The organism is Lentibacillus amyloliquefaciens (assembly GCF_001307805.1).
GTDB lineage: Bacteria > Bacillota > Bacilli > Bacillales > Amphibacillaceae > Lentibacillus > Lentibacillus amyloliquefaciens.
Window position 1 is genome coordinate 1,964,401 of record NZ_CP013862.1, and the last position, 13,261, is coordinate 1,977,661.

At 43.5% G+C, this 13,261-nt stretch carries 17 protein-coding genes; 7 read left to right on the forward strand and 10 right to left on the reverse strand.

The window, feature by feature from the left end:
• Positions 1-6 precede the first annotated feature (6 nt).
• Together AOX59_RS20475 and csaA are read right to left on the reverse strand one after the other, a co-directional pair.
• Positions 7-138: a hypothetical protein gene (locus AOX59_RS20475; RefSeq protein ID WP_257720682.1), complete on the reverse strand. Its 132-nt coding sequence runs from the start codon at positions 136-138 to the stop codon at positions 7-9.
• Entirely contained in the window at positions 119-451 is a 333-nt protein-coding gene (csaA, locus tag AOX59_RS09785) for a chaperone CsaA (protein ID WP_068445120.1), read from the reverse strand. Before csaA ends, AOX59_RS20475 begins: the two co-directional genes overlap by 20 nt.
• Positions 452-792: 341 nt before the next feature.
• Here csaA and AOX59_RS09790 point away from each other — a divergent pair, with 341 nt between their 5' ends.
• The 7 genes from AOX59_RS09790 to serA all read left to right on the forward strand — a co-directional run bounded on the left by AOX59_RS09790 (position 793) and on the right by serA (position 9,090).
• Positions 793-1,236: a DUF5392 family protein gene (locus AOX59_RS09790; protein ID WP_068445122.1), complete on the forward strand. Its 444-nt coding sequence runs from the start codon at positions 793-795 to the stop codon at positions 1,234-1,236.
• Positions 1,237-1,431: 195 nt separating this feature from the next.
• Positions 1,432-1,977: a sigma-70 family RNA polymerase sigma factor gene (locus tag AOX59_RS09795; RefSeq protein ID WP_068445124.1), complete on the forward strand. Its 546-nt coding sequence runs from the start codon at positions 1,432-1,434 to the stop codon at positions 1,975-1,977.
• Positions 1,974-2,657, forward strand: a complete 684-nt coding sequence (locus tag AOX59_RS09800) for a hypothetical protein (protein WP_068445126.1) — start codon at positions 1,974-1,976, stop codon at positions 2,655-2,657. The genes AOX59_RS09795 and AOX59_RS09800 overlap by 4 nt, the downstream gene beginning before the upstream one ends.
• 29 nt (positions 2,658-2,686) lie before the next feature.
• A complete protein-coding gene (locus AOX59_RS09805; protein WP_068445128.1) occupies positions 2,687-3,937 on the forward strand; it encodes a D-alanyl-D-alanine carboxypeptidase family protein in 1,251 nt (416 codons plus the stop codon).
• A gap of 214 nt (positions 3,938-4,151) precedes the next feature.
• Complete coding sequence (locus AOX59_RS09810) at positions 4,152-5,642, forward strand: glycine betaine uptake BCCT transporter (protein ID WP_068445130.1); 1,491 nt, start codon at positions 4,152-4,154, stop codon at positions 5,640-5,642.
• Positions 5,643-6,351: 709 nt separating this feature from the next.
• Positions 6,352-7,506, forward strand: a complete 1,155-nt coding sequence (locus tag AOX59_RS09815; RefSeq protein WP_068445132.1) for a pyridoxal-phosphate-dependent aminotransferase family protein — start codon at positions 6,352-6,354, stop codon at positions 7,504-7,506.
• Positions 7,507-9,090, forward strand: coding sequence for a phosphoglycerate dehydrogenase (serA, locus tag AOX59_RS09820; protein ID WP_068445134.1), 1,584 nt, complete (start codon positions 7,507-7,509; stop codon positions 9,088-9,090). It abuts the gene before it with no gap.
• 126 nt (positions 9,091-9,216) lie between these two features.
• Here serA and AOX59_RS09825 read toward each other — a convergent pair whose 3' ends face one another.
• The 8 genes from AOX59_RS09825 to AOX59_RS09855 form a co-directional block, all read right to left on the reverse strand.
• Positions 9,217-10,005 (reverse strand): HAD family hydrolase, encoded by a 789-nt coding sequence (locus tag AOX59_RS09825; RefSeq protein WP_068445137.1) that lies wholly within the window; start codon positions 10,003-10,005, stop codon positions 9,217-9,219.
• A gap of 300 nt (positions 10,006-10,305) precedes the next feature.
• Positions 10,306-10,626, reverse strand: coding sequence for a hypothetical protein (locus AOX59_RS09830; RefSeq protein ID WP_068445139.1), 321 nt, complete (start codon positions 10,624-10,626; stop codon positions 10,306-10,308).
• A gap of 159 nt (positions 10,627-10,785) precedes the next feature.
• The gene (locus AOX59_RS19650; RefSeq protein WP_156418676.1) at positions 10,786-10,935 is read right to left on the reverse strand and encodes a hypothetical protein; all 150 of its coding nucleotides are present in this window, start codon (positions 10,933-10,935) and stop codon (positions 10,786-10,788) included.
• A gap of 21 nt (positions 10,936-10,956) precedes the next feature.
• Positions 10,957-11,409, reverse strand: a complete 453-nt coding sequence (locus AOX59_RS09835; protein WP_068445141.1) for a GNAT family N-acetyltransferase — start codon at positions 11,407-11,409, stop codon at positions 10,957-10,959.
• Between the two features lie 36 nt (positions 11,410-11,445).
• Entirely contained in the window at positions 11,446-11,967 is a 522-nt protein-coding gene (locus AOX59_RS09840; RefSeq protein WP_068445143.1) for a site-2 protease family protein, read from the reverse strand.
• A 91-nt stretch (positions 11,968-12,058) separates the two neighbouring features.
• Positions 12,059-12,457, reverse strand: coding sequence for a nuclear transport factor 2-like protein (locus AOX59_RS09845; protein ID WP_068445145.1), 399 nt, complete (start codon positions 12,455-12,457; stop codon positions 12,059-12,061).
• Between the two features lie 24 nt (positions 12,458-12,481).
• Positions 12,482-13,000: a GNAT family N-acetyltransferase gene (locus AOX59_RS09850; RefSeq protein ID WP_068445147.1), complete on the reverse strand. Its 519-nt coding sequence runs from the start codon at positions 12,998-13,000 to the stop codon at positions 12,482-12,484.
• Between the two features lie 20 nt (positions 13,001-13,020).
• Entirely contained in the window at positions 13,021-13,212 is a 192-nt protein-coding gene (locus AOX59_RS09855; protein WP_068445148.1) for a hypothetical protein, read from the reverse strand.
• Positions 13,213-13,261: the final 49 nt, after the last annotated feature.

Below are 13,261 nucleotides of genomic sequence, written 5' to 3' on the forward strand. Positions count from 1 at the left end.
AATCACCTACCAATACGGTCCTTCTTCATTCGATAATTTTAGAAAAAACGGCATGAGACTGATGATAACAGCACCGATAATAACAGCCGGGATAACGGCACCTCCAATCGAACCGTTTCTATGAAACCCTCGTGCCATTTGAAACTGGTTCGTCCGGCTTCAAAAGCACAACATCATCTTCTTCCTGGACACCGCCGATAACCAGCACTTCTGACTTGAAACCTGCAATCCGCATCGGCGGAAAATTGATAACCCCAACAACCTGACGGCCCACAAGTTCCTCATGTTCATATCTTCGGGTGATCTGTGCTGATGACTGCTTCGTTCCGATTGTTTCGCCAAAATCAATTTCCAATTTAATCGCAGGCTTTTTGGCCTCCGGGAATGGCTCGGCCTTTAAAACGGTACCTACACGCATATCCAATTCCATAAAATCTTCAATCGTTGCCAAGATCATCGCCTCCATCTAACTAAAAATAGGATCATTATATATTTTCGCTAAAGGATTCGCATTTTCCTGCTTTTGCAGCATTTAATCGCAAAAGTTCTTATTCTAAGCTTATAATATGACAATAAATCGGGTATCATAGTATAATTATAGTAGAAGAAGTCTTAGTCCACAGGTAAATGACAGCCGTCTGACGATATAATTGATTTGTTAGATGAACGAATCGGACATTTACTGGCAGCCGTCTCCCCCACCTATCTTCATCGTATACTCGAACATTTGAGTGAGGGGGGGCTTACTGCCAGTTCCATGCGGGATAAATTCTTGAGGAGCGGATAATCAGTATGAGCCAATACTCACCAAAAGGTATGCCAAGTTTTATCGAAAAGGAACTTGAGATTATCGATGACATGGTAAAGCCTAAACTTAAGAAAAGTTCATTATATATGTTCATTTCAATTCCTTTGTTGAGCGTTTCGATTATCAATCTATTTTTCATGCTCGTTATTACAGGCTACAGCCGGGATATGCTGATAGCACTTGGAATCTATGCACTGTTAGGCGCGGTCGGAGCTGCCATTTTCAAAGAATCCAAGCATGTGAATAAAGAAATCCGTGATATCGGAATGGACCATATCATTAAGCGGATCAAGGACAGCGAACATGTGAATGATTACATGAAAGATAAGTATATTAATAACGTTAAAGCAAAACCCAAATTCAGCATGCAAACCTTTTTTAACTTCCTGACAGAAGAACACCAGCGGAAAAAAATGATGGAAAACTAGTGACTGAACGGAGAACCTTTCATAACAAGAGGTTCTCTATTTTTTTTGTACATTTCCAGAAAATATTTCTTTATATCACCTATGCAATTTTTTGTCATTTGTTTCGTCTTATAATTGCAAGGCGTTAATTAGACGCTGTGTTTTAGCGCGAAAATGGCCTTTACATGCAGGAGTATACGGGAGGCTGATGCACCGTTGGAAGAGCTTGTCGAACAATACAGACAAAACCAAATCGATAAAGATCAGTTGATTCAAGCACTGATGACACAATATGGATCACAGGTCAAAAGGCTTGCCTACACCTATGTGAAAGATGTGCAGACGGCCGAGAATATTGCACAGGAAGTCTTTATCAAGTGTTATAAAAAGATGCATCATCTTAAGAAAAACAATGCTGTGAAAGCTTGGATTAATCAGATCACAGTCAATAAGTGCAAAGACCATTTCAGGAGCGGATGGATTAAAAACCTTAATCTGAATGCCAGTTTTTCGCATTGGCTCAGGGGCTCGGCTCCATCTCCGGAAGAAGAATATTCGAAAAAAATCCAGCATGACGAATTAACAAAAGAAGTCTTGTCACTTCCTCTTAAGTACAGAGAAGTCATTATCCATTTCCACTTTCAGGAACTGTCGATTAACGAAATCAGTGAATTATTGAAAATCAAAGTACCGACAGTTTCATCACGGTTAAAAAGGGCACGTCAAATGCTGAAGGAACGACTGGAGGGTGGCCCGAAATGAAAGAAAGACTTAAAGATTTTTCCAAAAAGTCCACAGTAAATCATATTGAGTTTTCAAAAAAGAGCCGTCAACAAGTCATGCAGCGCATATCTGGCATAAATAAAAAAAGCCGCTATGCATCCTGGGGCAAGAGAGCGTTAAGTGCAACCGCACTCATTATGTTACTCATCATCCCCGGTTATTTCGTCATTGACTCGCTTCAGAATCAGACGTCAAACCCGGATGAAAATGTGCCGGATGTTGAAAAGAACCCGCCAGTTAACGATGAAGAACCTGAAATAACGCCGGAAACCCCGCCGGTGGAAGAACTGGAAAATCGATACCGTGATATGGTAATCAATCAAGAAATCGATGGACTCGAGGTCGTCAATTACGATAGCATGAATGAATTGGTCAATGCGTTTACCGAGGTCATGAGTCAAAGCTTGGCCGAGCAGACTGCAGATGATTATTTCCGGGAAGACGACGGAAATTTGTATGTTAACGAATCCGGCGGACCCGCATTTCTAAATGCAGAAAGTGACTACGACCTGACCGAAATCAGCAACACGCAATATGAACTGGCCCAGACGACAAAAACCGAACAAAGCGGACAATTCCGCATAAATATTACCTATCAGTACCAGGATGATCGCTGGATTATCCAGGAGCGAAAAGTGAACTATTCAGCAAATCAGTAGAGGTCATTAACAGTTTAGGAGGTGACATTATGCGTTTAAAAAATGCAGGTTTGCCGCTGTTAGCAGTGATTCTATGCTTAACAGTACTGACAGCTTGCACAGGTAATGAGCAGACTGTAAATGAAAGCACCAAACAACAGTCGGACCAGGAAGAAACGGAAACACCGAATACCGTCTCTGATCCAACGAACGATAAAACATCAAAACAAGCAAACAGCAAGCAACAAGACGATGACAACCAAAATAAGGATAATACGAACAACAATGCGTCACAACAAGAGAAAGATGAACCTGAGAATAAGAAGAACAAGGAGTCTTCTAATAATGACAACGCCTCTTCTGATAACGATGATGATGAGGAACTATTGCCGAATGATACACTAACAGAGAGCGACCAAGGCAAACAGGTCAAAAAAGTACAGTCAGCACTCAATCGGATCGGCTACTCTTTGACGGAAGATGGTGTGTTTGGTCCCGCTACTATGTGGGCAGTAAAAGATTTTCAGGCACAGCAGTCAGCTTTGAAAATTGATGGTGTCTATGGCCCGGGCACACGGGACATTCTGAAAGAAGCTCTTAACGGGCAGCTGAGCATAACACCCGGAAGCGGCATCAAGAAAGAAAAACAGAATGAGGAACAAAACGAAGAAAAATCAGAAGAAAATCCGGATGATAATCAGAATAATCAAAATCAAAGCAACGTCATTTCCGATCCATCCAGCTTTCTTGCACTGGTCAATAAAAGCCACCAATTGCCGGCGGGTTATGTCCCGGATAATCTTGTCATACCGGATGTATCCTTCCCGTTTGATGCCGATTTACCAAAAAAGCAAATGCGTCAGACAGCAGCAAACGCGCTTGAAAAGATGTTTGCCGCCGGGGACAAAGCCGGTGTTGACCTGTTTGCGCAATCCGGTTATCGCTCATACGACAGGCAAGAAGCTATTTTTGCCTCAAATGTCCAGGATCACGGCAAACAAGAAGCTAATCAGTTCAGCGCTCAGGCCGGTGAAAGTGAGCATCAGACAGGGCTCACGATGGACGTTACAAGTGCTGATATCGGATTTAAACTGACGAGTGAATTTGCCAATACCGATGAAGGTGAGTGGGTTAAACAACATGCCAGCGAATATGGATTCATTATCCGCTATCCAAAAGGTAAGACGAACATAACCGGTTATCAATATGAACCATGGCACCTGCGCTATGTCGGAAAGAATGATGCCAAAGCAATTGATGAACAAAATATTACACTGGAAGAATTCCTCGGCGTTCGGTGAACGATGACTGCTCCATATTAATTTGGAGCAGTCTTTTTACTGTTTTTTTGCCTTTCAGCACCGGTTCATTAATGATAATATTTGTATTTCTTCAGGAATTACGTATAATAATAAAATAGCATTCTTCATAATACTACCAGCATTAGAGGAATGAATTTACATATGATTTATTTTTTTGAATCATCATGACGTCAAAATATCATCAGGGGGTTAAATGAAAAGCGTATCGAGAGTTTTTTACATTACAATTGCTTTAGTTATCATAACCGTTATATTCGGTGCCGTATTCCCGGCGCAGTTTGAAGCAATAACCGGAAGTATTAAATCTTTCGTTGCCACGACATTTGGATGGTATTATATGCTCCTCATGTCCGCACTGGTTATCGTGGCAATTTTTATTGCGATCAGCCCGATGGGAAAAATCCGCCTCGGCAAAGATAATGACAGGCCGGACTTCTCGACGGCAACATGGGTCGCCATGCTGTTTTCAGCAGGAATGGGAATCGGGCTTGTATTTTATGGTGCTGCTGAACCGCTCTTCCATTATATGTCAGATGCACCGACAGCAGAAGAAGGTTCCGATCAGGCATTCAAGGAAGGTTTGACCTATGCTTATTTCCACTGGGGGCTTCATGTTTGGGCCATGTATGGCGTTACAGCATTGGCGCTGGCCTTTTTCCAGTTCCGAAAAGGTGAGCCGGGACTGATTTCCACAACATTGAAACCATTATTCGGTAAGAAGATGGATGGCCCACTTGGCACATTGATCGACGTGCTTGCTGTCTTTGCAACCGTATTTGGAGTGGCCACCTCGCTTGGCTTCGGCGCCGTGCAAATTAACGGCGGTCTGTCGCATTTGTTCGGTTTCGAAATTGGCTTCACATCACAATTCATCATCATTGCCGTTGTGACGCTGCTGTTTTTGATTTCAGCGTGGTCAGGTTTGAGCAGAGGCATCAAATATTTATCCAATACAAATATGGTGCTTTCCGTTATCTTGCTGATTGCTGTATTGGTTATCGGTCCGACATTGCTCATTCTCAACATGTTTACTGAAACGTTTGGCATGTATATGCAAAACATCATTGAAACAAGCTTCCGCACATCGCCACTGGAAAGCGATAACCGTGGCTGGCTTGATGCATGGACCATTTTCTACTGGGCATGGTGGATTTCGTGGGCGCCATTTGTCGGTATGTTTATCGCTCGTGTATCCCGCGGACGCACCATCCGTCAGTTTATGACCGGTGTTTTGATTTTGCCGACATTGCTTGTTGCCATCTGGTATGCGGCATTCGGCACAACAGCTGGTAACGCGCAAAACAGCGGCGTTGACCTGACTCAATACACAACTGAGTTAGTGTTGTTCAATATGTTTGACCAGCTTCCAATGTCACTTATCCTGTCAGTGATAGCGATTCTGTTGATCAGCTCATTCTTTATTACATCAGCCGACTCAGCCACATTCGTTCTTGGAATGCAATCGACGCACGGTTCACTTGAGCCTGCAAACAGAGTCAAAATCGTTTGGGGTATTGCCCAATCGTCGGTGGCACTGATTCTGCTTTATGTTGGTGGGCTTCAGGCAATTCAGAACACCATCATCATTGCAGCGCTCCCGTTCTCGTTTGTGATGATACTCATGATTATTGCCTTGTTTAAAGCACTAAACAAAGAAGCTAAGGAAATGACAGGACGGGGATAAAAACGATTTAAAAAGCCAGCCTGCTGCTGATCCATTCACCGTGCAGGCTGGCTTTTTATTCTGTCAATCAGGCATTTCAAACGGTTTGATCATCCCCATAACAGCTCTTATATGCATGTATGACTGCAGGAGGAAAGGCAAGGTGAGACCCAACAGTGTGACGAACACAAAGCAAAACATCCTTTCCATGATTAAGCTACAACCTGTGAGGAGCGCAGACTTCTTCGAGAAAGCTTGCAACTCAGGCGAGCATTACTTCCACTGAATAAGCATCGGGTTGCGAGGAGTGCTGCTTCACCGAAATCACTTGGAGCACGACGAGCACCCCAGCACGAGGAGGCTTACCAGCCGCCTAAGGTGCGCAGAGTATATTTGGGATCGGATAATATTAAATAACTTAAGTCAGGATTGTCCTGCAATAAAGTGAATCTTCAATCAGTGGAGGATTTCTTTCTTCCCCCACTGATTGTTAGATGAACGAATCGGACATTTACTGGCAGCCATCCATCCACCTAATCTTCATCGTATACGCGAACATTTGAGGTGGGGGGCTTACTGTCAGTTACATGCGGGATAAAAAAACTTTTATCCAAGATTCCCAGCGGTAATGGTAACGTTTTCTGACAATCACGAATTATTGACAATAATGGCATTTTTGCTATGATGGATTAATCAAACTAACGTCGTTTAGGAAGAAAGGAGATACAGTATGTTGCCGGATCAGCAATTTTTACGGATTCCGGGACCGACACCGATTCCGCCAAGCGTCCAACACGCGATGAACCTGCCGATGATCGGTCACCGTGATCAGGAAACGAAGGATCTATTACATAGCATTAAACCGAAATTAAAACCAGTGTTTGGAACCAATCAGGAGGTACTGATGATTGCCGGAAGCGGCACTGCCGGTTTGGAGTCTGCGGTCGTCAATGCCGTTCAGCCGGGTGATGAAGTCCTGGTCATTGTAACAGGCGCGTTTGGTGACCGTTTTGCCCAGATTTGCACAGAACACCAAATCGCCACGCATCGTTATGATGTGAAATGGGGAGAAGCTGCTGAACCGGAGGAAATCGAAAAATATCTTAAATCACATCCGCATATTAAAGCCGTTTTCGCAACCCTTTGTGAGACTTCCACCGGTGTTTTGAACCCTGTCAAAGAGCTTGCCAGGGTTATCCGGCAGCATTCAGATGCGCTTTTTATCGTTGATGGTGTTTCCGGTGTTTCCGGTGCGGACGTTAAAATGGATGAATGGGAGATTGATATTCTCATAACCGGTTCCCAAAAAGCGATGATGCTCCCACCTGGTCTGACATTCGCCGCCGTAAGCGAACGAGCCTGGAAAGTGATCGAAAATAATAGCCGTCCTTCCTTTTATTTTGATTTAGCAAAATACCGCGACCAGCTGGACAATGACTCGACACCTTTCACACCGGCTTTATCGTTATTATTTGGACTCAATCAGGTGCTTGAGCTGATGGAGCAGGAAGGACTTGAGGCGGTTTATTCACGACACCGTCAGATGATGAATATGACCCGGGCGGCTTTTAAGGCACTCGACATCCCGCTTCTGACAAGTGATGAGTCCGCATCCCCAACGGTGACAGCCATAAAGCCGGACGATTTTGATCCTGATGCGCTTCGGAAAGTGCTGAAAAAGGAATTCAATCTCACGGTAGCTGGCGGACAGAAGCACTTAAAAGGCAGTATTTTCCGGATCGGCCATATGGGCTACTGTTCACCTGCTGATATTCTTCAGACAATCGGCATCATTGAAGTGGCTTTGAATAAAATCGGCAAGCCGGCTGAACTTGGAAGCGGCACACGTGCAGCTCAAGAAATTATGCTATCGGGAGGTTCGTAAATGTTTCATGTATTAATAGCAGATCCTATCAGTGATGAAGGACTTGACGTTCTTTATAACAATGAGGACGTGACGGTCGTTAAAGAAACCGGCTTAAAACCGGACGAATTGGAAAGCCGTATTGAAGAGTTCGACGGCCTTCTCGTGCGCAGCCAGACTAAAGTAACCCGAAGCGTCATCGAAAAAGCTGACAGACTGAAAATTATCGGCCGAGCCGGGGTCGGTGTTGATAATATTGATCTTGAGGCAGCAACCGAAAATGGCATCATCGTCGTCAACGCGCCAAACGGCAATACCAATTCAGCCGCTGAACATACTATGGCAATGATGATGGCACTTTCCCGCAAAATCCCACAGGCTCATTCTGCGTTAAAGAATCAAAAATGGGAACGGTCGAAGTATGTTGGCTTTGAAGTCAAAAATAAAACACTCGGTATCGTCGGACTTGGACGAATCGGCACTGAAGTCGCTTACAGAGCTAAAGGCCAGCGTATGAACGTTATTGCGTATGATCCATTTTTGACCGAAGAAAAAGCAGACCAGATGGGCATTGAGTATGGTGAATTTGAAGATGTTTTAAAAAAGGCAGACTATATTACGGTACACACACCGCTCCTGAAGGATACACGGCACATGATCAGCACTGATGCTTTCAAGCAAATGAAGGACGGTGTATTTATGATTAACTGTGCACGCGGCGGAATCATTGATGAAGATGCCCTCTATGATGCACTTGTTTCCGGAAAAGTCGCCGGTGCAGCCATTGATGTGCTTGAAGAGGAGCCATTCCAGGATCATAAACTGCTGGAACTGCCGCAAGTTGTTGCGACACCGCATCTGGGTGCAAGCACCGTCGAGGCTCAGGAGTCTGTAGCTGTCGATGTTTGCCATGACGTTCTTAACCACCTGAGAGGCGACATCGTCAAAAATCCGGTCAATCTGCCGTCAGTTCCAAGTGACGTGCTCAGCCAAATCGAACCTTATTTCAATTTGGCCGAAAAACTCGGCATGTTCCTCATCCGGTTAACTGACGATGTCCCGGAAGAAGTGAATATTTATTATTCCGGTGATCTGTCAGACGTGAAAATTGACCCGATTACCCGGAATGCTGTAAAAGGCTTGCTCGAACGACACCTTGGCAGCCATGTGAACGATGTGAATGCTCTATATCTTGCCGAGAAAAAAGATATCACGATTCATGAAAACCGAACATCAACAACGAAAGGCTTCACTAATTTAATGACCGTTGAGCTCAAAACAAAATCAGGCGTGCGCAGCGTCTCCGGGACACTTCTGAACGGGCTGGGACCACGTCTCGTACGTGTCGATCATTACAGTGTTGACGTCATGCCGGAAGGACATATTGTGGTCATCCACCATAAGGACCTCCCCGGTGTTATCGGTGAAATGGGAAGCCTTCTGTCCGAACGCAATATTAATATTGCCACCATGCAAGTGGACCGTTCCGATGTCGGCGGAAATGCCATCATGATTCTCACCATTGATAAACACGCCGAGCAGGAAGAACTTGAGGCATTGAAAGAGTTGGAAGAAATAAAAGCAGTCACCGCGGTCGATTTGTGATACGTCATAGTGAGATTCGGGTTGATGCGTGTGGGCTTCCGGTTGATACTCTTCCGGCCTTGTAACATCCGATCAAACAAAAAGCGCTTGATTCAAGCGCTTTTTGTTTTTCTATTCTTTTTCACCTTATTCACTGATCCGACCCACAACGTCCAGAACCCCCGACAAACGTGCGATTTCATAATCCGGGTTAATCTCTCCCGGATCATATTTATGATGGTTGATCCAGACAGACTGAATACCGGCTCTTGATGCACCCAGGATATCCGAACTCGGGTTATCACCCACCATCAGTACTTCATCTTTTTCAACGGATAACAATTCAAGTGCATGGTCGAAGATTGATGGGTCCGGTTTGCCCTTTCCGAATGCACCAGAAATGACGATATGTTCAAAATAAGGTTTTAATTCCGGTGTGATCCTCAGCTTGGTCTGCTGGAGATCGGGGGAGCCATTCGTCAGCATCAGCAGCTGATATTTTCCTTTCAATTCATTCAACACATCAAATGTTTCTTCAAACACAAACTGACTTTTTCGCCGCTCTGCTTGGAATGTCTCAGCTAGCTCCGTGACCAACTGCGGATCATCCACTCCCGCTTCCTTCAATGAAGATGTCCAGGTCTTTTTCCGGTATTCCGGAGCTATTTCTTTCAAACTGCGCAATGAATCACTTTCATCATTAAATTCAGCCCACAGCCCTTCAAACGGACTGATGCCGATCATCTCAGCAAATTCATATGTATCATAAGCAGCGAAAAGTTTCTGCGCATTTTTACGGATTCGTTCTTCAAGTTTCTCTGGATTGACACCCGCCTTCTGTTCGGCCAAACGGCAAGCCTTTTTAAAAGCTTCGTCGACACTTTTTTCATCCCAAATCAGCGTATCATCCAGATCAAACATAATTGCTTTTAGCATAAACATACCCCCTTTTAAAATGATAGATTTATAGTATCATGTTCCGATAAAAGTTTACAGGCTATTAGAGTCAAATATTAAAAAGTGGCGTAATTTATATTAACACCACTTTTGACAAATTTGTTTCAGCGATTATATTGTTTATTCTTTCGTTTGTTTAGAAACTTTCGAACCAGAGGGTAAATAATCGGTCCATATTTGATTAAGCGCCTGATTAACTTTTTCATATGATCGCCTCCGCTCACATTGGGTTAGTTGTATTATTCCTTTTCAGCGAAAAATTAAAACAAACTCTCATTTCTAATTCATGAAAATCCAGAACGGCCAGAACAGCCATGACCTGACGAGGACAATCAGTAATGCGCCGATAATCACGCCTAACAGCAAAAAAACCATATAGTGCAGGCTGTTATGTATTAAATTGAACGAATGCGCTGCTGCCAATGTGATAAATACAAAGGTTAAGCCGACTGTAAGCTGGCCAATTGAAAAACCTGCCAAAAAGCTGAAAATGTAGATGCTCAAAGCTGCAATCCAATACAACCAATACCTGCCCATTGCAGCAAGTATGACAGATATCAGTGTCATCAATAACATGGCATATGCAATCACTGTGAACATATTAACCCGCCTTTGTTAATTATTCAGTCATGCTGTTTAGGTTCATCTAAGTAAGCGTCACTTTCTGCCATCTTGCGCTGTAGATGACGGCATAATCGCTGTAGTTTATAGTGCACCGCTATAAATGGCGTCATTATCGCTGTAGATACGTGTTATCAGTTAATCCTCATACTTAATCAGGGCTGCATAACTGCCAAAACCGGCTGAAATTTGAATATCAATCACATCGGGGCGCTCCCTTTCGATAAAACGGTTCACTTTATTTTCCAGTCTGCCTGCACTCATCGCATCAAAAATTTTAACTTTCATATTCATCATCCCTCGCTTTTATTAAAGTTCCATCGCCAGCCTGATCATGTCCCGGCATACAATTCCATTTTCAACAATTTTTTCATCGTAATGTTTCATAAAAAAATCCTTATCAACTTCTGTAATTCGGAAGCCACATTTTTGATAGCGCGCGAGCTGCCCGATGCTTGAATTTCCGGTTCCAACTTCAATCGTGTGATAGCCTTGAAATCGTGCGGTTTTAATTGCATGACTGATCAGCTGTTTTCCAATGCCCTTCCCTTGTTCTGCCTCACCAACGGCTATATTTTTAAGTTCAATTATTCCAGGCGAGATTGGCTGGAGAACGTAAACCGCCGTGATGTTTTCAGCTTCTTTTGCGATATAACACTGTCCCTGCTCTAAATATTTTTCTACTTGTTCCTTCGATGGATCTGCCAGCAGCAGCAAATCAATCGGTGCTTCGTCATTTGCTTGTAACGTTTGAATATCCATATTCTTCATCCACTTTCTATTGGAACATTATGTACATTACGGACGTGCCTTTTTTTCCAGCTTATAATCCTTCCATGCTTTCACAACCCGATGCCCATCAGCCGGCATGCCGCTATAGGGACGCCACCAGGAGGGATAAACAATCGGGATTGCCGTGCAGATAAACTGCCACAAATTAAAAATAACGATAGCAGTCAGCAAATTCTTGATTTCATGGTGTAAATCAAGGAACAAAAAAATGAAGGAAACCAGTGCAACTAAAAGAGACACAATCGGCCCGCCGGCAGCGATGACGATGCGCTGAAAAGCAGTTAGGCGCTGATCGTCTCCAACAGAGCAAAAACCAAAATACGCCCATTTAATATGGAAATCCATCCTGCCAATGCTAAACGTTTTCTGATTAGAACTGTCTGCCGGACCCAGAATGACCAGTGCACGTTTTTTAGTGGACAGCACAACACCAATGCCATGACCTATTTCATGTACCAACGTTGTGAGCGGTACGACAAAAACCCAGAACAGTATTATCAGCACGATATCCATTGTATCGAAACCCATCCTATCCCCCCAAAAGAATACTGATCATCCTTCCACCAGTAAGATTGGCATACGAATAACACTTAGTTTTTAATCACTGAACCTCGCACCATCAAAGATAAATGACATACGACATTATTTCATTGATCTTGGCTTTTTTACCGGCACCGGTGAAAGTGTAGACGTCACAGAAGGCAACACTTTTTCCTTCTTCGTTTATGATCGTACCATTTACAGCCCCGGTTTTACCGTGGGTTATGATATTTGTTATATGTAACTCTGCTACGTCGTTATTTTTCATCGAGCCGATAACGTCAGTTTTTCCATCAATCGATTTATCTCCTACGACCTCCCAGACTACGTTACCTGCAAAATTTTCGCTGACAATGTCTGTGTCACTTACTGCAAAGGCTGCGGTCACTTCCTTCAACAGTGCTTTTTTAGGCGAATTCCCGCAGTCCTCAGCGCATACTATTTTTATGTCAGCATATAAAGAATCCGTATTAGCCATGAATTAGTCCCCCTTTTTGCACACTCAGCCCTCTTTTGTTAACACATTAAGGTCCGGCCAACCATATGCCATTTCCTTCAACTCCGCACCGTCAATGGTGATGTCCGCTGTGTCGATATACTTGCCGCCCAGCTTTTCATAAAAATATTTGGCATCATTTTCTTCCAGCACCCAGACAAGCATGGAATTAAATCCGGCTTTACTAAGTTCATCAGCAACCGGTTTGACGAGTTTTTTGCCGATGCCTTTTCCCTGATATTCCTCTAAAATATAGATGGCATAAAGCTCCCCGTCATAACCTCCATATTTTTCTTCGCGTTCTTTGCCGCCTGTCGAGAAACCGAAAATTTTACCTGTATCGTTTTCTGCAACATATACATTGCTTTCTCTCACATTTTGCTCCCAGCGTTTTGTGCGATCCTCGTAATTCAAACTGTCCAGAAAGTCATCGGGAACAATACCTTTATATGTTGTCCGCCAGCTGTCGATGTGGACTCTAGCAATACCCGGCGCATCCTGCTCGGTCGCTTTTCTGATGTTCATCACGCACGCTCCTTCCGATTCTAATCTTTATCCAAATCATTCTTGGGCTGAAATTTTTCTTCTTGATAGCTATGTTTTTGCTTTAATAATTTTCCAAGTTCCGAATTATCAATGCCATGCCTGACTGCAACAGAGATGATCAGATAAGCTATGTACAGCATTGCTGCAAAAAAGATTAAGTTAACAATTAATCCCATTCCGATTACACCCATTTCAATTCCTCCAATTAATATTAAGATAAAATCCTTGCAATTTAGAGTG